Source organism: Heliomarina sp., assembly GCF_052826185.1.
This window is the reverse complement of sequence record NZ_JBRBUI010000048.1, coordinates 1-22,032: the sequence shown is the minus strand read 5'-3', so window position 1 is coordinate 22,032 and position 22,032 is coordinate 1. Positions and strand designations below refer to the sequence as shown.

The 22,032-nt window shown below is 56.5% G+C and carries 18 protein-coding genes, 1 tRNA gene and 1 pseudogene; 12 read left to right on the top strand and 8 right to left on the bottom strand.

Going from position 1 to position 22,032, the window contains the following annotated elements; translation table 11 throughout:
- The first annotated feature begins 83 nt into the window (after nt 1–83).
- Nucleotides 84–1,718 carry an FMN-binding glutamate synthase family protein gene (locus ACU0FH_RS16005; RefSeq protein ID WP_446195653.1) on the top strand — a complete coding sequence of 545 codons (1,635 nt, stop codon included), beginning with the start codon at nt 84–86 and terminating at the stop codon, nt 1,716–1,718.
- Between the two features lie 8 nt (nt 1,719–1,726).
- Here the strand turns inward: ACU0FH_RS16005 and ACU0FH_RS16000 are convergent, their stop codons facing one another.
- On the bottom strand, nt 1,727–2,599 hold the full coding sequence (locus tag ACU0FH_RS16000; protein ID WP_446195652.1) for an amidohydrolase family protein: 873 nt from the start codon (nt 2,597–2,599) through the stop codon (nt 1,727–1,729).
- 172 nt (nt 2,600–2,771) lie between these two features.
- On the opposite strand from ACU0FH_RS16000, the gene ACU0FH_RS15995 reads away from it, so the two are divergent.
- Nucleotides 2,772–4,106 (top strand): lytic murein transglycosylase, encoded by a 1,335-nt coding sequence (locus ACU0FH_RS15995; protein WP_446195651.1) that lies wholly within the window; start codon nt 2,772–2,774, stop codon nt 4,104–4,106.
- Between the two features lie 74 nt (nt 4,107–4,180).
- On the opposite strand, the gene ACU0FH_RS15990 is transcribed toward ACU0FH_RS15995, so the two are convergent.
- The 5 genes from ACU0FH_RS15990 to ACU0FH_RS15970 all read right to left on the bottom strand — a co-directional run bounded on the left by ACU0FH_RS15990 (nt 4,181) and on the right by ACU0FH_RS15970 (nt 9,677).
- A complete protein-coding gene (locus tag ACU0FH_RS15990) occupies nt 4,181–5,377 on the bottom strand; it encodes an ABC transporter permease subunit (protein ID WP_446195650.1) in 1,197 nt (398 codons plus the stop codon).
- A 4-nt stretch (nt 5,378–5,381) separates the two neighbouring features.
- Nucleotides 5,382–6,992 (bottom strand): ABC transporter permease, encoded by a 1,611-nt coding sequence (locus ACU0FH_RS15985; RefSeq protein WP_446195649.1) that lies wholly within the window; start codon nt 6,990–6,992, stop codon nt 5,382–5,384.
- A gap of 1 nt (nt 6,993) precedes the next feature.
- Nucleotides 6,994–7,281 carry a DUF1330 domain-containing protein gene (locus ACU0FH_RS15980; protein WP_446195648.1) on the bottom strand — a complete coding sequence of 96 codons (288 nt, stop codon included), beginning with the start codon at nt 7,279–7,281 and terminating at the stop codon, nt 6,994–6,996.
- 63 nt (nt 7,282–7,344) lie between these two features.
- Nucleotides 7,345–8,454 carry an extracellular solute-binding protein gene (locus tag ACU0FH_RS15975; RefSeq protein ID WP_446195646.1) on the bottom strand — a complete coding sequence of 370 codons (1,110 nt, stop codon included), beginning with the start codon at nt 8,452–8,454 and terminating at the stop codon, nt 7,345–7,347.
- Nucleotides 8,455–8,576: 122 nt separating this feature from the next.
- A complete protein-coding gene (locus ACU0FH_RS15970; protein WP_446195644.1) occupies nt 8,577–9,677 on the bottom strand; it encodes an ABC transporter ATP-binding protein in 1,101 nt (366 codons plus the stop codon).
- 237 nt (nt 9,678–9,914) lie between these two features.
- Here ACU0FH_RS15970 and ACU0FH_RS15965 point away from each other — a divergent pair, with 237 nt between their 5' ends.
- Complete coding sequence (locus tag ACU0FH_RS15965; RefSeq protein WP_446195642.1) at nt 9,915–11,099, top strand: M24 family metallopeptidase; 1,185 nt, start codon at nt 9,915–9,917, stop codon at nt 11,097–11,099.
- Nucleotides 11,096–12,259 carry an acetylornithine deacetylase gene (argE, locus tag ACU0FH_RS15960; protein WP_446195640.1) on the top strand — a complete coding sequence of 388 codons (1,164 nt, stop codon included), beginning with the start codon at nt 11,096–11,098 and terminating at the stop codon, nt 12,257–12,259. Before ACU0FH_RS15965 ends, argE begins: the two co-directional genes overlap by 4 nt.
- Before the next feature lie 42 nt (nt 12,260–12,301).
- On the opposite strand, the gene ACU0FH_RS15955 is transcribed toward argE, so the two are convergent.
- Both ACU0FH_RS15955 and ACU0FH_RS15950 read right to left on the bottom strand, forming a co-directional pair.
- On the bottom strand, nt 12,302–13,699 hold the full coding sequence (locus ACU0FH_RS15955; RefSeq protein WP_446195638.1) for an aspartate aminotransferase family protein: 1,398 nt from the start codon (nt 13,697–13,699) through the stop codon (nt 12,302–12,304).
- A gap of 66 nt (nt 13,700–13,765) precedes the next feature.
- Nucleotides 13,766–14,452, bottom strand: coding sequence for a GntR family transcriptional regulator (locus ACU0FH_RS15950; RefSeq protein WP_446195635.1), 687 nt, complete (start codon nt 14,450–14,452; stop codon nt 13,766–13,768).
- A 149-nt stretch (nt 14,453–14,601) separates the two neighbouring features.
- Here ACU0FH_RS15950 and ACU0FH_RS15945 point away from each other — a divergent pair, with 149 nt between their 5' ends.
- From ACU0FH_RS15945 to ACU0FH_RS15910, 8 genes and pseudogenes are all read left to right on the top strand, one after another.
- Nucleotides 14,602–15,687, top strand: a complete 1,086-nt coding sequence (locus tag ACU0FH_RS15945; protein WP_446195633.1) for a polyamine ABC transporter substrate-binding protein — start codon at nt 14,602–14,604, stop codon at nt 15,685–15,687.
- A 61-nt stretch (nt 15,688–15,748) separates the two neighbouring features.
- On the top strand, nt 15,749–16,876 hold the full coding sequence (locus tag ACU0FH_RS15940) for an ABC transporter ATP-binding protein (protein WP_446195631.1): 1,128 nt from the start codon (nt 15,749–15,751) through the stop codon (nt 16,874–16,876).
- A 16-nt stretch (nt 16,877–16,892) separates the two neighbouring features.
- The gene (locus tag ACU0FH_RS15935; protein WP_446195630.1) at nt 16,893–17,774 is read left to right on the top strand and encodes an ABC transporter permease subunit; all 882 of its coding nucleotides are present in this window, start codon (nt 16,893–16,895) and stop codon (nt 17,772–17,774) included.
- Nucleotides 17,771–18,586, top strand: coding sequence for an ABC transporter permease (locus ACU0FH_RS15930; RefSeq protein WP_446195629.1), 816 nt, complete (start codon nt 17,771–17,773; stop codon nt 18,584–18,586). Before ACU0FH_RS15935 ends, ACU0FH_RS15930 begins: the two co-directional genes overlap by 4 nt.
- On the top strand, nt 18,586–19,902 hold the full coding sequence (locus tag ACU0FH_RS15925; protein WP_446195627.1) for an NAD(P)/FAD-dependent oxidoreductase: 1,317 nt from the start codon (nt 18,586–18,588) through the stop codon (nt 19,900–19,902). Before ACU0FH_RS15930 ends, ACU0FH_RS15925 begins: the two co-directional genes overlap by 1 nt.
- Nucleotides 19,903–20,197: 295 nt before the next feature.
- A tRNA-Thr gene (locus tag ACU0FH_RS15920) sits at nt 20,198–20,273 on the top strand.
- A 773-nt stretch (nt 20,274–21,046) separates the two neighbouring features.
- Nucleotides 21,047–21,418, top strand: a complete 372-nt coding sequence (locus tag ACU0FH_RS15915) for a hypothetical protein (RefSeq protein ID WP_446195626.1) — start codon at nt 21,047–21,049, stop codon at nt 21,416–21,418.
- 2 nt (nt 21,419–21,420) lie between these two features.
- A pseudogene (locus ACU0FH_RS15910) lies at nt 21,421–22,032 on the top strand (IS5 family transposase); the annotation flags it as partial.

Below are 22,032 nucleotides of genomic sequence, written 5' to 3'. Positions count from 1 at the left end.
TTGTCACTCCTGTTTGATGTGAAGGTGGTTGAAGGCAAACACCTGATAAATAAAGATAGTGCCAGCCATCCGCAGGAGACCACATGAGATACGTGATATTCATCGGCTCGGCCGTGATTGCCATTCTGTGCATCGCTGCCATCGGGAGCAGCGCATGGTTCTGGCTGCCCGCCGTTGTATTTGGTCTTACGGCTCTTCTGGGGGTTTACGACTATTTCCAGAAGCGTCACGCGGTTCTCGCCAACTACCCCGTGATCGGGCATTTGCGTTATCTATTCGAAGAAATCCGGCCCGAAATCCGTCAGTACCTTATCGAGAGCGATCAGGACGAAGAACCGTTTTCGCGTGATCAGCGCTCGCTGGTTTATCAGCGCTCGAAAGGCGTCGAGGACAAACGACCTTTTGGCACGCGACAGCGGGTATATGACTCCGGCTACGAGTGGATCACGCATTCGGTTGTGCCCAAGCACCTCGAGGGTCATGACTTTCGCGTCAAGATCGGCGGAGAACAATGCAAGAAGCCATATGAGGCATCGATCTACAACATCTCGGCGATGAGCTTTGGCGCGCTATCGGCCAACGCGATCCAGGCGCTGAACACCGGTGCGGCGAAAGGGGGGTTCGCTCATGACACCGGGGAAGGCGGCATCAGCAAGTATCACAGGGCAGGTGGTGGCGACCTGATCTACGAGATTGGATCTGGCTATTTCGGGTGTCGTACGCCCGAAGGCCGGTTCGACGTTGAGAAGTACGCCGAGCAGGCGCGTAATCCGCAGGTCAAGATGATCGAGCTGAAGCTGAGCCAAGGTGCGAAACCCGGGCATGGCGGCGTCTTGCCCGCGTCGAAGATTTCTGCGGAAATCGCAGAAGCCCGTGACATCCCGATGGACCAGGATTGCGTTTCGCCCTCGGCGCATCCCGAGTTCTCGACCCCAATCGAACTGATGCAGTTCATCGGCACACTGCGGGAGCATGGCGACGGAAAGCCGGTGGGTTTTAAGCTGTGCATCGGGCACCGGCGGGAATTCATGTGCATCGTCAAGGCCATGCTGGAAACCGACATCGTACCGGATTTCATCGTCATTGATGGCAAGGAGGGCGGCACCGGGGCCGCGCCGGTCGAATTCGCAAACCACATGGGTATGCCGTTGATCGAAGGCCTCACGTTCGCCCACAATACTTTGCGAGGCGCCGGGCTGCGTCATCGGCTCAAGATCGGGGCCTCTGGCAAGCTGATCAGCGCATTCGAAATCGCCAAGGCGCTGGCGCTTGGTGCGGACTGGGCCAATTCGGCGCGTGGTTTCATGTTCTCTGTCGGATGCATTCAGGCCCAGTCCTGCCATACCAATCGTTGTCCGGTGGGCGTGGCAACACAGGATGAGCGGCGTCAGCGGGCGCTACACGTGCCCACCAAGGCCGAGCGGGTTTACCGTTTTCACAAGAATACCCTGCGCGCGCTGGGCGAGCTGACGGGAGCTGCCGGACTAGACCACCCAGGGGGCTTTCAGCCCTACCACCTGATGATGCGTGAAAAGGACCGGGACATGGTGACGGGTCACCAGATCTATCCCTATTTGCCCGAAGGATTCCTGCTGCGGGGCGAAAGTCTTGGCAACGGGTACTTGACCCGCTGGCAGCGGGCCGATGCGTCAAGCTTTGCCCCGCTGGATACCGAACAGGTCGGCAGCGACGGGAAACCTTTGATCCCCATCGCCTGACCAGTGGATTACTTGAGACCCAGCAGACGCGCTGCGTTGTCTTTGAGGATACCGGGGCGAACCTCGTCCCGGAAATCGGCCTTGTCGAAGGCATCGAGCCATTTCTCGGGCGCGATCATCGGCCAGTCGGAGCCGAAGAGCATCTTTTTCTTCAGGAGCGTATTGGCATAGCGGACCAGGATCGGCGGGAAGTACTTTGGCGACCACCCCGACAGATCGATGTAGACGTTCGGTTTATGCTGGGCGACGGCCAGCGCCTCTTCCTGCCACGGGAAGGACGGGTGGGCGAGAATGATCGGCATGTCCGGGAAATCCACGGCCACATCGTCGATATACATCGGGTTGGAGTACTTGAGCCGCATGCCGTTGCCGCCCTTCATGCCCGAACCGACGCCGGTCTGCCCAGTGTGGAAAAGCGCGGGTTTGCCGGTTTCAGCAATCGCCTCGTACAGCGTATAGGCCATGCGGTCGTTCGGATAGAAACCCTGCATGGTGGGATGCAGCTTGAACCCCTGCACGCCGTAGTTCTCGACAAGGTTACGGGCCTCACGTGCGCCGAGCTTGCCCTTGTGCGGGTCAATCGAAGCAAAGGGGATCAGGATGTCGGAATGCTGGGCCGCCAGTTCGGCTACTTCTTCGTTCTTGTAACGTCGGTAGCCGGTTTCGCGTTCTGCATCGACCGGGAAGATCACAGCGGCGATATTCTTTTCACGATAATGAGCGGCGGTTTCCTCGATGGTGGGCGGATGGTCCCACGGGGCGCCGAAGTACTTGGCCATCGCACTTTGCAGGTCATCGTACCCATCGTCCGCATGGCAACCGCATGGCTCCTCGGCATGGGTGTGGATATCGATGGCGCGAACCTTTTCCAGATCAATCACGAGGCACTTCCTTTACAATTTCGCAGCGATTTCGACCCAATCGTGGTGAAATGTCAAACAGGCTTTTCGCACCCGCCATGCGCGAAACTTTGCGGATTCTCCGGATTGGTCGCTTTGCGAAAAAGCGATTTGCGGCTAGACTCGGAGTTGAGCAGAAAGCAGGACAAAGAAAATGCGCATTTTATCAAGTGCAGTATGCCTTGCGACTTTTTGGGGAACGACAGCCATAAGCGGGGCGCCCGACGCCTCGATCAGGCCGAACATCCGCCCCTTTACGCAGGATAATCTGATCCATCTCGCAGCGGCGGCAATAGACGAATCTCCGCGACCGGAGGATCGCCCCAAAACGGCAGCGGCAAAGGGCGAGACGCAGTTGGTGCAAAAGGACGGAAACGACTTCGGTACATGGCTTGGTGAGTTCCGACAGCGCGCCGAAGCGCGGGGAATTGGCCGCGACACCCTGAACCGGGCTTTTGCCGGTGTAACCTTTGACCCCGACGCCATCCGTCGTGACCGCAGCCAGGCCGAGTTTACGAAACCGATCTGGGAGTATCTCGATACCGCCGTATCCAGCGCGCGCGTTTCCAACGGGCAGGCGGCGCTAAACAAGCACCGCGCCGTTCTCGACCGGATCGAAGCGCGATATGGCGTCGACAAGCAGGTCGTCGTGGCGATCTGGGGGCTGGAGAGCGCCTATGGCAGTTATCGGGGCACCGACAGCACGATCCGCAGCCTTGCGACCCTTGCCTATGATGCGCGACGCAAGGAGTTCTTTGAGGAGCAGCTTATGCAGGCCCTGCGCATCCTTCAGGATGGCCACGTGACGCCGGACCGGATGAAGGGAAGCTGGGCGGGCGCGATGGGACATACGCAGTTCATGCCCACGTCTTTTCAGGAACACGCGGTGGATTTCACCGGCGATGGTAAACGGGATATCTGGTCAGACGATCCAAGCGACGCGCTGGCATCGACCGCGAATTACTTGAAACATTTCGGTTGGACCAAGGACCAGCCGTGGGGCGTCGAAGTGCGGCTGCCATCGAGCTTTGATTTCATGCTCGCGAACCGCAATGTCATGAAATCGCCGGCGGAATGGGCCGCGCTGGGGATCACGGATATGGACGGGCGTGCAGTGCCCAATCATGGTGAAGCGTCTATCCTTCTTCCAGCAGGCGGCAAGGGAACGGCGTTCATGATCTTTAGCAACTTCGATGTCATCGAGCGCTACAATACGGCAGACGCCTATGTGATCGGTGTCGGGCACCTGAGCGACCGGATCGTCGGCAAGCCCGCGATCAAGGGAGACTGGCCGCGCGGAGATCGTGCGCTGACCTTCACCGAACGCAAGGAATTGCAACAGCGTCTGACCTCCAAGGGGTATGACACCCAGAAGATCGACGGGCGTATCGGACCGCTGACCATCAACGCGGTACGGGCCTATCAGGTGGCGGAAGGCATGCAGCCGGATGGTTATGCTTCGCTGAGGCTTCTTGAACGGTTGCGGTAATTGTAGCAGCAGAATTTAAAAAGGCGCGTCTCGGTCTGAGGCGCGCCTTTTTTGTTTCTGTCGGAACGGGTTTCTTAGCCCGGTGACATGCCGCGAAGCCGCTCGGAACGGCGGCGCAGCAATTCCACGACCGTCAGCAGGGCAATGGAGATCGCCACCAGAACTGTCGCAGCGGCAAGGATCGTGGGAGAGATCTGCTCTCGCAGACCGGTGAACATCTGCCAAGGCAGGGTCTGCAATTCGGCAGAGCCCACAAAGAGGACAACAACAACCTCGTCGAAGGACGTGATGAAAGCAAACAGGCCGCCCGAGATAACGCCCGGCAGGATCAGCGGCATCTGCACCCGGAAGAAAGTCGTCACAGGATCGGCGCCCATGTTGGCCGCAGCACGGGTGAGGGACTTGTCAAAGCCAACAAGTGTAGCCGTGACTGTGATGATCACGAAGGGGATACCAAGAACGGCATGGGCAAGCACGATACCCCAATAGGTGCCAACCAGCCCGATCTTCGAGTAGAAGAAATACATGCCGGTCGCCGAGATGATCAGCGGAACGATCATCGGCGAAATCATGATCGCCATGATGGCGCGCTTGGCCGGCACATGAGACTGGCTGAGGCCGATGGCCGCCAGCGTGCCGAGACTGACCGAAATCAGTGTCGCGACCGGCGCGATCATCAGCGAGTTCTTCACCGCGTTGGTCCATTCCGTGTTCGTCAGGAAGTCGCGGTAATGGCGCAGCGAATATCCTTCGGGATCGAACCGCAGCATTTCGGGCGTAAAGGTAAAAAAGTTCTCGGCGTTGAAGGAAAGCGGCATCACGACGAGGATCGGCGTAATCAGGAAGACGAAAATCGCTCCGCAGATCACCCGGAAGGCGTAGTGCCACAGTACCTGCCCCGGTGTGAGATACGGCACAAGATGTGCGCGGTAGCGGTTGAAGCCAAGCCAGTAGACGAACCAGCCAAAGAACCAGCCAAACAACGCTCCGATCACGCCCCCCGGCGTGCCGCCGAACAGAAAGCCGGCGATGGCAAAGAGGATCACAAGCCCCCAGCGCAGCGGTTTTTCCTGTTCGCGCCCCAGAACTTCGACCGCCACATAGGCGACGATAGCCATAAGGATCGCACCGCAGATCAACCCCAGCAGGGTCGACCCTTGCGCTGCTCCGACGAAGATACCTGCGAATGCCCCGGCTGCTGCCGCGACAGACGCATAGAATGACACCGGCTTTTTCTCTGTCGCGGTGATGACGATATCGCTCGCAGTCATTGGCTTATCCCAGCTTCACGTTGTCGATGCCCACGATCTTGTCATAGGCCCAGTAGAGGATAAGCACGACGGCGAGCAGGATCGTGCCCAGCGCCGCAGCCAGTCCCCAGTTGAGAGACGAAGAAATGTGGTAGGCAATCCGGTTGGAAATGAAGGTACCCGTCGTACCGCCGACGATTTCCGGCGTGATGTAGTAACCGATGGACAGGATGAACACGAGGATCGACCCTGCGCCAATTCCGGGAACTGATTGCGGGAAGTACACGCGCCAGAAGGCTGTCCAGTTGGTTGCGCCAAGGCTTTTCGCGGCCCGAAGGTAAGAGGGCGGGATTGTCTGCATCACCGAATACATCGGCAGGATCATGAACGGCAGCAGGATATGCGTCATCGCGACGATGGTACCGAACTGGTTGTTGATCATCACCAATCGGGCATCGTCGGCGACGAGCCCTAACCAGACCAGCGTATCGTTAATGACCCCTTGTTGTTGCAGCATCACCTTCCACGCCGAGGTACGCACCAGAAGCGACGTCCAGAATGGCAGAAGGACGAGGATCATCAGCAGGTTTGCCGAACGGGTTGGCAGGTTGGCCAGAATCCAGGCGACCGGATAGCCGAGAATGATGCAGCTCAGCGTGATGGTCAGCGACATGAAAATCGTGCGCTTGAACAGGATACCATAGATCTGCTGGTTCTCGGGGCGCATGCTGACGCCATCTGCTGTCAGTTGCGCGTCCACCGCGTTCAGGAAGTATCCCGAGGTATAGCGCGGCGAATAGGTCTGGATCGTACGCATGATTTCGGGATCTAGCCAGTCATCATCCGCGTCCTCGAACTGCTCTCGCAGATCGACGGTTTCAAAGCCCGAAACTGCTGCGGCCGCTTGCTCCAACCTGGAAGACAGGCCCGATACGTCGGCGCCCTCCCGGGTCAGATCCGCGTAAAGCGCAGTAAAGAGAAAATCCTCGACGTCTTCCTCGGCGGGAATGTCGTCTTCGGATTCCAGATAATCAGCCCAGCGCTCCCAAGTCCGTGCGGTCAGGGGCAATGCCTCCGCAATGTCGGAGTCATCAAACATATTCACCCAGGTGGCGGCGTTCTCCCAGCTTTCATCCAGCGCGACGAACTGATCGGTATAAACGTCGGTATCGAACCTACCCACCGCGCGCCCGGTCTTGCGGAATAGCGAGGATGCGCCGGTGAGTTCATAATTCAGACGGCTGCCCAGACGGGTATGCAACTTTTGCTCTTCGGCGAGCACCAGATCGATGTAAAGCGCCGTCCATGTGGCATCGTCCGGAAGCTCTTGTTGCGCTGAATCCCACATGCCGAGCTGCTCGACCGTTTCCGGGAGCGTGTCGGCCACGATGTCGTTGCGCACGGAGCGCAGCAGCATATCGCCAATCGGCGCGATGAATGTAATCAGCACAAACAGCAACAGCGGGGCGATCAGCATCAAAGCCCGCAGTTTTTCGCGACGCAGCGCCCTTGCCAGACTGCGTTTCAGCGGCGTCCCGTCCGCGGCGAGCATCGGACCGGACTGTTCAGCCGCGCGCAATCCGTCATCCGGCGTCGGACCTTCAAGTGGCACATTGGTCTCTGTCGTGCTGGTCATTTCATGTCCCCTCGACGATGACGATATCGCTGTCTGAATGCGCCATCCTGATCTTTGCGGCCTTTTGGTAGCCGTCTGAATGATAACACTTCTGAGCGGCAGCGAGATCAGGGAACTCTACCACCACATGGCGGTCTTTCTGGGGTGTTTCGGGCGTTTCGCTTTGCCCGCCCCGAACAAGAAACTTGCCGCCGTATTCTTCGACGATCGGCGTATCTAGCCGGACGTATTCCGCATACTCCTCGGGGTTGGTAACGGTAACGTGGACGATCCAGTAACCCTTGGGCATGCTTTGAAATTCCTTTGTTTAATGACGGGGCCCAATTGGGCCCCGTCGTGTCGTGTCAGTAACTTACTTGGTCAGCCAAGCTTGGAACTTCGCGTCGATGTCGTCGCGGTAGTCAGCCCAGAAACCATAGTTATAGACAAAGGTGTTGGCCGCGTTGTCCGGATCGGTAGGCATATGCGGACCCATGTCGATACCGAGATCGGCATGCTTGCCAACCAGCGGTGCCGAGGACTTACGTGCCGGACCGTAGGAAATATAAGCTGCCTGATCGGCAAGACGCTGGGTGTCGGTGGCGAACTTAACAAAGTCTTTCACGCGTGCCAGACGGTCTTCGGGCAAGCCGGCGGGGATGATCCAGCCGTCAAGGTCGAACACCTGCGCGTCCCACATCATTGCAACAGGCTGGTCCTGCTCTTCGATGACCGAGAACAGACGACCGTTATACGTGGAGCCCATGAAGACTTCGCCATCGGCCAGCAGCTGCGGCGTGTCGGCACCCGCGGACCACCAGATCACGCTATCCTTGATGGTGTCGAGCTTGGCCAGTGCCTGCTCTTGACCTTCTTCGGTTTCCAGAACGTCGTAGACGTCTTCTTTGGCAACGCCATCACAGAGCAGCGCCCATTCCATGTTGTTGATCGGACGCTTTTCGAGGCTGCGCTTGCCCGGATATGTTTCCAGATCGAACACGTCGCAGATTTCGCTCGGTGCATCGACGCCTTCCGGAACCATGTCTGTGCGATAGCCAAAGGTGGTCGAGTAAACGATCTGCGGGATGAAGCAGTCGCTGACGATCAGGTCGCCAAAGTCATCCTCGGCGGATGAGCCGTCTTCGCCCTCGGCGAGCAGTTCTTCCGGGTCGTATTCCATCGCCAGACCTTCGTCGCAGAGACGGATGGCGTCGGCGGCGACAACGTCAACGAGATCCCAGGTGATGTTGCCCGCTTCGTTCATGGCGCGCAGCTTTGCAACTGCTTCGGCAGAGCTTTCGTCCCATGTCGCGCTGACTTCCGGGTGAGCTTCGAGGTAGGGCTCGACGTAGGCCTTCTGTTGGCTGTTCTGATAGGCGCCGCCCCAGGAAACGAGGGTCATGTCGTTGGCCATTTCAGCGACAGCTGCACCGGCGATCACGGAAAGTGCCGACGTTGCGAGAATAGTTTTGCGTAGTGTCATAGAATAATTACTCCCAGACTTTTTAGCCCGATTGGTTTGCTGCGGAACGGTGGAACGGGCGTTATCCTCGCTCCGCATCGAATATCGCGTGGGCCGAGGCCTATCGCGATACATTTCAGCCGCTACGCATCAAGCGCGCGGCAATCCTCTGGCAACCAGCCGATTTCGATCTGGCTGCCCGGTTTAAGACGTTCCACATCCGGCGCGTTCCGCGTCTTGATGACAAAGTCATCGTTTCCAGCCACACGAAGCCGCGTCCGGAAGATGTCTCCCATGTAAACAAACTCAAGCACTTCGGCCTTGAGCGTGTGCGCGCCTTCCTGAAGCCGGTCTTTATTATATTCGACACGTTCCGGTCGGATCGAAACGCGGGTGCGATCGCCCGGTTTGTTCACGTTAATCGGTTTGCAGGCGATGACCTCGCCCCCATCGAGTTCGACAAGGCAGGAATCGCCGTTGATCTCTTTGACGACGCCTTCAAGCGTGTTGTTTTCGCCAATGAACTGCGCGACGAAGCTGTTCTCGGGCGCCTCATAAAGCTGGTCCGGCGGCGCGAGCTGCTGGATACGGCCATCATCGAAAACAGCCACGCGGTCTGACATGGTCAGAGCCTCGGTCTGATCGTGTGTCACGTAGACAACCGTAATGCCTAGATCATGGGCGAGCCGCGTGATTTCGAACTGCAGTGTTTCGCGAAGCTGCTTGTCGAGGGCGCCGAGCGGTTCATCCATCAGAACCAGCTCGGGCTCGAAAACCAGCGCGCGGGCCAATGCGATCCGCTGCTGCTGACCGCCCGAAAGCTGCGCTGGCCGCCGACCGCCAAAATCGCCCATCTGAACCATGTCAAGCGCGCGCTTGACCTTGGCTTCTCGGTCGGACTTGCCGATCTTGCGAACCTCAAGCGGGAAAGCGAGGTTTTCGGCAACTGTCATGTGCGGGAACAGGGCATAGTTCTGAAAGACCATGCCGATCCCGCGTTTGTGCGGCGGAATATTATTGATGCTTGTGCCGTCGAGTCGGATATCGCCGTGCGTCGCGGTTTCGAAACCGGCCAGCATCATTAGACACGTCGTCTTACCGGAACCTGACGGCCCCAGCATGGTGAGAAATTCACCCTTGGGCATGAAAAGGTTCAAATCTTTGACGACCAGGTTCTCGCCGTCATAGCTTTTTTGTACGCGTTCGAACTCGACGAACGCGTCTGTGTTTTGCGTATCAGCCAAAAGCGGCTCCCCTTGGACTTCGCAGTTTTTCCTGCGTTTTCATGAGCAGATGTAATCACAGAGAACCGCCAGAGTGCAACCAACTTGACGAGAATGATTATTTGGAAGGCAGCAACATGGGGTAAAAGACCGAAAAACAAACAGTTTTACCGAACTATGGGGCAGCTTGACGTTCACGCCCGAGAATTTCAGATATGGCTGGCGCCAGAACACACGTAACAGAAGGATCAAAAGTATATGACAGCGTCGGCCCTGCCCTTTTCGATCGAAGAATACGCGACGCGCCTGAAAAAGACCCGACAAGCCCTGTCGAAACTCGGTCTGGACGCGCTTTTCGTGACCGATCCTTCCAATCAGGCGTGGCTGACCGGGTATGACGGCTGGTCGTTCTACGTGCATCAAGGTGTTGTAGTTCTTCCCGATGCCGACCCCATATGGTGGGGGAGACTGATGGATACGCAGGGCGCCTTGCGGACCGTCTGGATGGGGTTTGATCGTGTCGTCGGGTATGAAGACAGTTTCGTTCAATCAACCGAACTGCACCCTATGCAGGACCTTTCGGTTCTGCTCGACAGCCTCGGCCTTTCGGCGGGCCGGATCGGTGTTGAGACGGAAAATTATTACTTCTCCGCCAAGGCCATGCACGTACTTGAAGCTTCGCTGCCCAATGCCACTTTCGAGGACGCGACAGGGGTCGTAAATCACCTGAGAGCGGTTAAATCGCAGGCAGAAATCGCCTTTATGCGCAAGGCAGCCGCCATTTCCGAAAAAATGATCGACGGGTTGCTGGAACGAGTCGAACCCGGTGTCGCGAAGAACGAAGTTGTCGCGGAACTCTACCGGGATGCGATTCGCGGCGTGGGGGACGCTTGGGGTGACTATCCGGCCATCGTGCCCATGTTACCGTCGGGCGATGACGCCGCGGCGCCTCACCTGACCTGGGACGGCAGGCCGTTCAAGTCCGGCGAAGCGACATTTTTTGAAATCGCCGGATGCTACCGCCGGTATCATACGCCCTTCTGCCGAACCCTGTTCCTTGGCAAACCGACCGAGGATATCCTTGCCGCCGAGGCCGCGATTGTCGAAGGGCTCGAAGCCGGGCTGGAGGCAGGCCGTGCAGGCAACCGCGCCTGCGATATTGCAAATGCCTTGTCAGATGCGTTGAACCGGCACGGGATCGACCGTGTTGGCCGTTGCGGATATTCCATCGGTCTCAGCTATCCCCCGGACTGGGGCGAGCGTACGATATCTTTGCGTTCGACCGACGAAACCGTACTTGAGCCGGGAATGACGTTTCACTTCATGCCGGGCTTGTGGCGCGATACATGGGGGCTGGAAATCACCGAGAGCATTCTCATCCGAGAAACCGGGGCGGCGGAAACCTTCTGCAACCGCCCTCGTCAGCTGTTCGTGAAGCCGTGACGGATCGGCTGGAGGATACCCTGGACCTGCTGCAGTCGCTGGTTGGTTATCCGACCGTTTCGGCGGACAGCAATCTCGAGATGGTTGCGGACCTTGCATCCCGGCTTGGAGATTGTGGGGCCCGTGTCGATCTGTTCTCGGACGAGAGCGGCACCAAGGCGAACCTGTTCGCGACACTTGGTCCAGAAGGCGATGGGGGGCTTGTCTTGTCTGGCCACACGGATGTGGTGCCGGTCGAAGATCAGGACTGGTCCAGCGATCCTTTTGTTCTGCTCGAGCACGAGGAACGGCTATACGGACGTGGCACATGCGACATGAAGGGTTTTATCGCGGCGGCAACTATGATGGCGCGCGAATACAGCCAATTGGAGTTGAAACGGCCACTGCATTTCGCTTTCACCTATGATGAAGAGGTCGGTTGCCTTGGCGCACGGTCACTCATCCCCGAGCTGCGCAAACGCGGCATCAAACCTGCAATGGCCATCATCGGCGAACCGACATCAATGCGGGTGATCGAAGGCCACAAGGGATGCTGCGAATACACCGTCCGGTTCAACGGTCTTGAGGGGCACGGGTCTTCTCCGGATCTGGGCGTGAATGCAGCCGAGTACGCCGCACGATACGTCATGCATCTTTTAAGCCTGCGCAACGATCTTGTTCAGCGCGCGCCGATCCAGAGCCCATTCACCCCGCCCTGGACCACCATCAATGTTGGCGCCATCCACGGTGGTGTCGCGCACAACGTGATCGCCGGCAAAGCAGAGGTCGAATGGGAAATGCGACCAGTTCAGAACAGCGATGGCGAGTTTGTAAAAAGATCAATTCACCATTTTGTCGAACGCGAGTTGCTACCCGCTATGCAGAACGTTCACCCCGACGCCGATATAGTGACGGAGGTCATTGGTGAAGTCGCCGGGCTTGAAGTTATGGATGACAATGCTGCACGGGATCTCGTCTCGCGGCTTGTCGGCGCGAATGGCGCCCATGTCGTGCCTTTTGGTACTGAAGCCGGACTTTTCCAGGAACTTGGCATGTCGGTGGTGGTCTGCGGGCCCGGTTCTATCGACCAGGCGCACAAACCCGATGAGTTCGTCAGCGTCGAACAGATAAGAAGCTGCCTGACCATGCTGGAACGTCTGGGCGATCAGCTGACAGCTTGATCGCCGGGTGCGCCCTCCCTCGCGGGAGAGCGCAGAACGCTTTTAGCTAGCGGAGACAAGCAGACCGTCTTCTTTGAGCTTTTCATAGCATTCATCGAGCGAAAGCCGCGCACGCTCGATAAGGATGTCGATCTCTTCTGGCCTCATGACCAGTGGCGGCGAGATGATCATACGATCACCGACATGACGCATGACCAATGCATTCGCAAAGCACCGCTCGCGGCAGATGTAGCCGACAGTTCCCGGATCAGATGCGAATTTTGCGCGGGTTGCCTTGTTTGGGGTCAGCGCAATCGAGCCCATCATACCTTCGATCTTGGCTTCGCCGACCAGCGGGTGATCCGCAAGGCTTTCCCATTTTTCCTTGAGATAGGGTCCGGCCACGTTGCGCACGTGATCGACGACGTTTTCTTCTTCGAGGATACGCAAGTTTTCGAGAGCGACAGCGGCTGCAACCGGGTGCCCGGAATAGGTGTAGCCGTGATTGAACTCACCGCTGTCGATCACGCTGGCGATCTCGTCACTGACGATCGACCCGCCGATCGGCACATAACCCGAAGACAGACCTTTGGCGACAGTCATGATATCCGGGCGGATGCCGACGGTTTCGCTGCCGAACCAGTTGCCGGTACGCCCGAAACCGCAGATCACCTCATCGGCAATCAGGAGTATGTCGTATTTGTCGCAAATGCGCTGAATCTCCGGCCAATAGGTCGATGGCGGTATGATCACCCCGCCCGCGCCCTGGATCGGCTCGGCGATAAAGGCCGCGACGCGCTCTTCGCCAAGTTCGAGAATAGCCGTTTCGAGTTCCTGCGCCCGCGCGAGACCGAACTCCTCGGGCGTGGATTGACCGCCTTCGCTGTACCAGTCGGGCTGGTTGATGTGATGGATATTCGGGATCGGCAGGCCGCCCTGTGCGTGAATGCCGCTCATCCCGCCAAGCGAGCCGCTACCCATCGAAGAGCCGTGATAAGCGTTCTTGCGCGAGATCAGGATGTTCTTTTCCGGCTTGCCCTTCATCTGCCAATAGGTGCGTACCATGCGGATGTTAGTGTCATTCGCCTCGGAGCCGGAACCGGCAAAGAAAACATGGTTCAGATCGCCCGGTGCCAGTTCAGCCAGCTTTTGCGCCAGTGCAATCACCGGCACATGCGTCGTCTGGAAGAAGGTATTGTAGTACGGCAGTTCGCGCATCTGGCGCGCGGCGACCTCGGCCAGTTCGTCACGACCGTAGCCGATGTTCACGCACCAAAGGCCTGCCATCGCATCGAGGATTTCGACACCGTCGCTATCGGTCAAGTAGACGCCCTTGGCGCGCGTGATGACCCGGGCCCCTTTTGCGGCAAGTTCGCTTCCCGTGGTAAAAGGATGCATGTGATGCGCCGAATCCAGCTTTTGTAACTCGGCTGTAGGCATGTGGTTTGTTATCGCGGACACGGCCTGAATCCTTTCAATGTAAAAGTTGCGGGCAGAATATGATCAAATTTTTGACTGTCAATCGAATCACTCCCGGATTTCAAGGACAGCGGCAATCTGCTCCATGCCCTGGGTCACATCCTGGGTCACGGCGACGGCTGCGCCATCTTCGTCACCTGCTGCGAGAGCACTAAGCAGATCCTTATGCCGGTCCGGCAGATTCTGTGTGCCGAAGCGACCGCAAACGACCCTTAGCGAGGGGCCGAACCGGAGCCACAGACGGTCGGCCTGTTCGGCCATGATTGGGGCCTTGGCCTGCGCATAGAGCGCCATGTGAAACTGGTAGTTCAAGCGCAAGTAACCCGGAACGTCACCTTGTGAAATGGCTGCATCCAGCGCCGCATCGATCTCACTCAGCCGGTCCACGAATTCTGGACCGACATGTCTGGCCGCTCTGCGAGCAAGTTCGGATTCTATTGATTTCCTTATAAAAACAAGCTGTTCCAATGCGGCGATATCCAAGGTCGGAACGATGACGCGACGGTTACCCTGAAATAGCAGGGCACCGTCAGAGATCAGCCGGCGGATTGCTTCCCGCACGGGTGTCATGCCAGCGCCCAGCGCATCGGCGAGCCCCTGAATGGTAACCGCCTGCCCCGGCGCGGCTTCTCCGAAAAGGATCCGTGAGCGAAGATCCTGATAAACCTGCTCATGCACGGGCAGTGATCGGATAGGTACGCCTGCCTGATCTGCCGTATTTTTCACCAACTTCATTCCCGCCCTGCTCCGATCAAACATCGATCAAACAACGTCCCTTGCGCTGTCTCTGCCCCCGTGGAAACATATCGGACATTGCCAGGAAGGGCAAAACTTGATCAAATCCAAGCCACCGGGAACAACCCGGGGCGCCTAGGGAGATACTCATGAGACTGCACACTTTGACAATGGCTTCGCTGCTTGCTTTGACCAGCGCGATGGCGTCGGCCGATGAGGTTCGCGTTTATAACTGGTCTGACTATATCGACGAGTCCCTCCTTGAGAAATTCGAGCAGGAAACAGGCATTGATCTGATTTATGACGTTTTCGACAGCAACGAGGTTCTCGAGACCAAGATGCTGGCAGGCGGATCGGGTTATGATGTCGTCGTTCCCTCCGGTACATTCCTGCAGCGCCAAATCAGCGCCGGAGCATTTCAGAAGCTTGACATGTCCAAGCTGCCCAACATCGAAAACATGTGGGACGTGGTGGCCAAGCGTACCGAGCAATATGACCCGGGCAACGAATATTCCATCAACTACATGTGGGGCACCACGGGAATTGGCGTCAATGTAGGCAAAGTAACCGAGATTCTCGGCGAGGACGCCCCAATGGGCTCGCTTGAATTGATTTTCGATCCGGCCAACATGGAAAAACTGGCCGAATGCGGTGTCCATTTCCTTGACGCGCCAACCGAAATGATCCCGGCTGCGCTAAAGTACATCGGGGAAGACCCCGACAGCCAAGACCCGGACACCATCGCGAAAACCGAAGAGGTGTTTGCCGCTGTTCGCCCCTATGTTCAGAAATTCCACAACTCTGAATACATCAACGCGCTTGCCAATGGTGATATCTGTGTCGCCTTCGGATGGTCCGGTGACATCCTTCAGGCGCGCGACCGTGCAGCGGAAGCCGATAACGGTGTCGAAATTGCCTATAACGCACCTAACGAAGGCGCCCTGATGTGGTTCGACCAGATGGCGATTCCGGTGGATGCGCCCAATCCGGAAGCCGCGCATACCTTTTTGAACTTTATCATGGACGCGCAGAACATGGCCGCTGCGTCGAACTACGTCTACTACGCGAACGGCAACAAGGCATCGCAGGAATTCCTCGAAGAGGATGTGATCGGCGATCCGGCGATCTACCCGGATGAGGCGACGCTGGAAAACCTGTACACCACGACACCCTACGGTGCCAAAGTGCAGCGTGTCGTGACGCGCCTGTGGACCAAGGTAAAATCCGGCACCTGATACCGGGCTTCGGGGCGGGCTTACAGTGGCCTGCCCCGACAATCAAAACGAGGGACGGCTTTTGAATTCGACCGTATTCGCCCCATGGGAAGACCCGGAACAGAAACCACTAATCCGGTTTCAAAACGTTACAAAGAAATTCGGTAGCTTTACCGCCATCGACAACTTGTCGCTCGATATCTACGAGCGGGAATTCTTTGCTTTGCTCGGCCCTTCTGGCTGCGGCAAGACGACGATGATGCGCATGCTTGCAGGGTTCGAGAATCCGTCGTCCGGCCAGATCGAGCTTTCTGGAAGAAATATCGTACCCGTACCCCCGAACAAGCGCGCCGTGAACATGATGTTCCAGTCCTATGCGCTGTTTCCGCATCTGACCATCTGGGAAAACATCGCATTTGGTCTGAAGCGCGAAGGCAAAGACAAAGAAACCATCGCGACACGCGTACATGAAATGCTGCGCCTGACACGACTTGAGCGGTTTGCCAAAAGGAAACCGCACCAGATTTCCGGCGGTCAGCGGCAACGCGTTGCGCTTGCCCGATCACTGGCAAAAGCGCCAACACTTCTGTTGCTTGATGAACCGCTTGGCGCTTTGGACGCAAAACTGCGTCAGGATACCCAGTTCGAACTGATGGACATTCAGGAGAAGACCGGGACCACGTTTGTCATCGTGACACACGACCAGGAAGAGGCGATGACCGTCGCCAGCCGGGTCGCCGTCATGGACGAAGGAAAGCTGATGCAGGTCGCAACCCCTGACCGCATTTATGAAACGCCCAATTCCGTCTATGTCGCCGACTTCATCGGTGACGTGAACATCATCGAAGGCCGTGCCCGATTCCTTGAAGAAGGACAGTACGAAATCGACTGGGCAGAGGGTCAGCAAGCGCTCCATGCTGCGACCTCGGCAAAGTTCGACAACGGGCAAACCTGCTATATGGCGATCCGCCCCGAAAAGATTACGATCACGGCTGACAGGCCTGAGGCTGCCGACAATTGCGTTCAAGGAAAGATCCACGACATCGCCTATCTCGGCAACCTCTCGACCTATCATGTCGAATTGCCGAACGGCACGATTATCAAGGCTCAGACGGCCAACACTCGCCGCATCGCACGCCGTTCTTTCACCTGGGAAGATCAGGTCTGGCTGTCATGGACTGCGACTGCTGGCGTGATGCTGGCACGATGAAACGAGGAGCATCCTGATGCGTCGGTTTGCCCTGATTGCCCTGCCCTATGCCTGGCTGCTTGCGCTGTTCCTGGTGCCGTTCCTCATCGTCGTTAAGATCTCGCTGTCAGACGTTGCCCTTTCCATCCCGCCGTATTTTCCCCAGTTCAGCTGGGATGAAGGCATCGGCGCGTTTCTGGCCGAACTGGATTTCGAAAACTTCGTCTTTCTGACGCAGGACAGCCTGTACTGGAAAGCGTATCTCTCGAGCCTTTTCATCGCGCTGGTTTCAACTGCCCTGACATTGATGATCGGATATCCGGTCGCCTACGGAATGGCCCGCGCACCGGAAGAATGGCGCCCGACGCTGATGATGCTGATCATCCTGCCGTTCTGGACGTCTTTCCTTATCCGCGTTTACGCATGGATGGGCATCCTTAGCCAGGAAGGTTTCCTGAACCAATTCCTCCTGTGGACCGGCATCATTTCGACGCCACTGACGATTCTTAACACCACCACGGCGGTGTATATCGGGATCGTCTACACCTATCTGCCGTTCATGGTTCTGCCAATATATGCAGCCCTCGACCGGCTTGATGGGTCATTGATAGAGGCTGCCGAAGATCTTGGTTGTTCGCGGCTAAGTGCCTTCTGGCTCGTGACGGTGCCAATGTCGCGCAACGGGATCATTGCTGGCTGCTTCCTTGTTTTCATTCCGGCTTTGGGTGAATTCGTAATCCCCTCGCTGCTTGGTGGTTCAGGGACATTGATGATTGGTAAGGTTCTTTGGGAAGAATTTTTCTCAAACCGCGACTGGCCCGTGGCCTCTGCCGTCGCAGTGGTATTGCTGTTGATCCTCATCATCCCGATCGTGCTTTTCCAGCGTAACCAGCAGCGTGCATCGGAGGCTGATCAATGAGCAGGTTCAGCTGGTTCAACGCGGTATCGCTCACCCTCGGGTTCGCGTTCCTGTATATCCCGATGATCATTCTGGTCATCTTCAGTTTCAATGAATCCAAGCTTGTCACTGTTTGGGCCGGTTTCTCGACCAAGTGGTACGGAGAGTTGCTTGCCAACGAAGCCTTTCTCGATGCGGCATGGGTGACACTGCGCGTGGCCGTCTTTTCATCGACGCTTGCCACAGTCCTTGGCACAGCGGCAGCTTACGTACTGATCCGTTCCGGGCGTTTTTTCGGACGTACACTTTTCTCGGGAATGATCTACGCGCCACTGGTCATGCCAGAGGTCATTACCGGATTGTCACTACTGCTGCTCTTCATCGGGATCGGGTTGGAGCGGGGCGTTCTAACCATCGTTCTTGCTCATACGACATTCTCGATGTGCTACGTCTCGGTTGTCGTGTCGTCGCGACTTGCAACATTCGACAAGTCGCTCGAGGAAGCAGCGCTTGACCTTGGATGTTCGTCTGCACAGGCGTTTCGGCTTGTCACTCTGCCGATCATCGCCCCGGCAGTCATTTCGGGATGGTTGCTGGCTTTCACCCTGTCGCTTGACGATCTGGTCATTGCTTCGTTCGCAACCGGTCCTTCGGCAACGACGCTTCCGATTAAGATTTTCTCTGCCGTGCGGCTTGGGGTCAGTCCCGAAATTAACGCTCTGTCGACTATTATGATAGCAATCGTAACCGTTGGAGTGATCACGGCCTCTCTATTGTCCAAGCGCAAATTGGTGCGGGAGCGCGAGGAAGAATTTATGGCTGCGCGAAGCTGATGAAACGCATCTATTCAGACTATGCCTATGGAAGCGGCCCGCGGTCGGGATGCTGGTGGGACGAGACTATCGAAGCGCCTGAATGGCCGCAGCTTGAGGGCGACCTACATACCGATGTTGCCATCATAGGCGGCGGATTCACCGGTGTCTCCGCAGCGCTGCACCTTGCCGAGGCGGGAATTTCAGTTGCTCTTCTGGAAGCCCATTATCCGGGATGGGGTGCATCAGGTCGCAATGGTGGTTTCTGTTGTCTGGGCGGGTCAATGATTTCCGAGAAGGCCCTTAGCAGACGGATTGGATCCAATGCTGCGAGCGAATACTGGCAGGCCGAGCAAGATGCAGTCAGTTTTGCCGAAGACCTGATCAACCGCTTCGATATGGACGTTGACCGGCATTCCAACGGTGAAACTAAACTTGCTCACCGCCCAAAGGACATGGAGGATTTGCGGAAATCGGCCGAAGCAATTTCCGCCTCCGGCGTTGAGCCGATCCTGATCGAAAAAAAGGATCTGGCCGCGCATGGGCTTGGCGGGCCTTTCCACGGAGCCCTGACATTGCCGATCGGCTTTGGGCTGAATCCAAGGAAGTACCTTTTCGGTATCGCCGAAGCTGCCGGGAATAACGGCGCGAGACTGTTTCGCAACGCACCTGTCTCCGACATCAAGCGATTGTCGGAGACCTTTCAGCTTACCACTCCTTCCGGCAAGGTGAGTGCACGACGGGTGATTATCGGCACGAACGGATACTCGAGCGAAGATATCCCTGACTGGCTGCGCGGGCGCTACATGCCTGCGCAATCAAACGTGCTGGTGACACGGCCGCTCACGCAAGAAGAACTGGACTCGCAAGGATGGACCAGTGAGCAGGCGAGCTACGATACGCGGAACCTTCTTCACTATTTCCGGCTGATGCCAGACAGGCGCTTTCTCTTCGGCATGAGAGGAGGTTTGCAATCGTCGCCCCAGGCAGAGCAACGGGCCCGGGCCAATAATCGCCGAGACTTCGAACAGATGTTCCCGGCTTGGCGCAATGTGGAATCGCCACACAGCTGGTCCGGCATGGTTTGCATAGCCAAAAACAGGCTTCCCTTTGTCGGTCAGGTTCCCGGGCATCCTGGTCTATACGCGGGCATGGCCTATCATGGCAACGGCGTCGCCATGGGCAGTTATTCCGGTATGCTTCTTGCTGAACTGATCCAAGGAAGAGATCGTTATCCGGCCGCGATGAAGCAACCTCTCGCAACCTTCCCGCTTGCATCGATCCGCCGAATCTTCATGCCGCCGCTATATCTTGCCCGCGCACTTGCCGATCGATAGGCAAAAGCCGCTTCAGTTTCCGAAGTCTGCAAACGGTCCTTTTTGAGAAATCAGATCAGAGTTACCTGCGCCCTGGTCAGCCGCTAAATTTATCGCTGGAACAGGCGTTCAAACGTCCCACACAACCATCTCTCCCTCGTCGACGCGGCGTGGCACTCTACCTCCGGATTCTGCAGCAATTGCCCTTGTCCGAACTAAGAACCCCTGCTAAACGGGCCGCACCTGAACCTTTGCTGCACAGGCGGGAAAAGGAAAAAGCGTGTTACGCTTTGTCGAGACACTTCGTGTCACGGCAGCCCCTATAGCTCAGCTGGTAGAGCAACTGATTTGTAATCAGTAGGTCCGCGGTTCGAGTCCGTGTGGGGGCACCAAATTTATGAGACAAAATCAGATACCTACGACCGATATTCTGACTAATTTTTTTGGAATGTAGCAATTGAACGCCGAGAGTGTGCGGCGGCGTTTCGTGGCCTCAAAACAGAACCCTCTCCAGATCAACATAAGAGGTTGATATAGCTACAATTAGTCTAAGAAACAATTTCCGCACACTTTTTTCGGTGCGCGAACTTAGAATTCTTTTATACACTTGCTCGTCGCACATTGGCTTACGATCTACGGATGAATCTCCCTTTTTTTTAATACTTTCGGCCGAAATCTTGGTATCTAAACCGGGACGTTCGACTGATAAATAATCAATTGGAAGATGGTAGAATACCAAGAAATATCCCTTACTTGCGATACTTTAAGTACCTGTAAGCGAAGTTTGCTTCTCCGTATGGGCGAGAATTGAAGCCGGCGCACTGTTCTGATATCCAGACTACATCCACAGATCAAAAAATAGTTAGCCTGCGAACAATTAGTAACTCCACGGTTTCTCGTTTCATGACTGTTGAGAACTATTCGACCTTCAGGGCCAAGCTAGTCGCCTCCAACCTTTGATTTCTCTCAAATTGACACATTGGCGCAATTTGCACACGGAGTTGCAGTGGCAAGGCAAATATCTGATTCAGAAGGATTTTGTTGCCTTGACCGAGTTGACGCCTGAAACAGCCAGAAGCCAATGTAAATCAAAACTAGACCACGCTAAGGTCAATGGAGGGGGTGGGCGGCGAACTTTAGCCTCCGAACCCGATTAAGGTGGGAAATGAGATTTCTGACGGATGATCCGATTCTACTTAACGAACTGCTTTGGTCTCGCGATCCAGGCCGAGTCGTCTTCTTTTGTGGGGAAGGAGTATCACAAGCCAAAGCAAAACTTTCAAATTTTTTGGGCTTGGCTTCGGACATTTTAAAAGAGTTAAAGGTCCGCGAAAATGCAAGTGCAGCGAGGCTATTGAATGAAGTCGCCGAAGCACGATCCGGTGTACCTGGTGCAATTGGTATAGATCATGTTTTTGGACTCCTTCAACGTGATTACCCTGTTGAAGCCATCGAAGCGGCGGTAGCTAAATCTCATTCTCATGCCTCATTGGATTGGTTGGGCGTGCATGGTCCACCGTTTGAAAACGAGTGGTGACAATGTCTGATTTTTTCTGTTTGAGCGCCGCACAGATGGGAGGTCTAGAGCCTTACTTTCTGTAGTCTCATGGCAAGCCCCGAGTGTATGATCGACGTCTTCCAAGTGGCATTATCTTCATTAATCGCAACGGTTTGCGGTGGCGCGACGCCCCAACGGAGTGCGGCCCCCACAAGACACTCTACAACCGTTGGAAACGATGGAGCGATAAGGGCGTCTTCGCCCAGATCATAGCGGGTCTGGCCGCCGAGCATGGTGAAGAAACGACTGTGATGATCGACACTACACATCTGAAGGCCCATGGCAGGGCGCACAGCCTGGGCTTTAAAAGGGGGGCGTGGACGCTTGATTGGCCGAACCAAAGGGTTTGAGGGATTAAGAAACGGTCCGGGTGACCGTTTCGCCCGAAAACGGAACCCGAAGCTGCACGCCATTTACGATAGCCAATGCCGCCCAATCGATTTGTTTCTGACCGCCAGCCCCGTCAGCGACTACATTGAGGCGCGAGCGCTGCTCAGCGGGTAGCCCAACGTGAAGGGGCTGCTCGGCGATCGTGGCTACGATGCCGACTGGTTCAGGAAGGCCTTGCAAGACAAGAAGATATGCCCATGCAT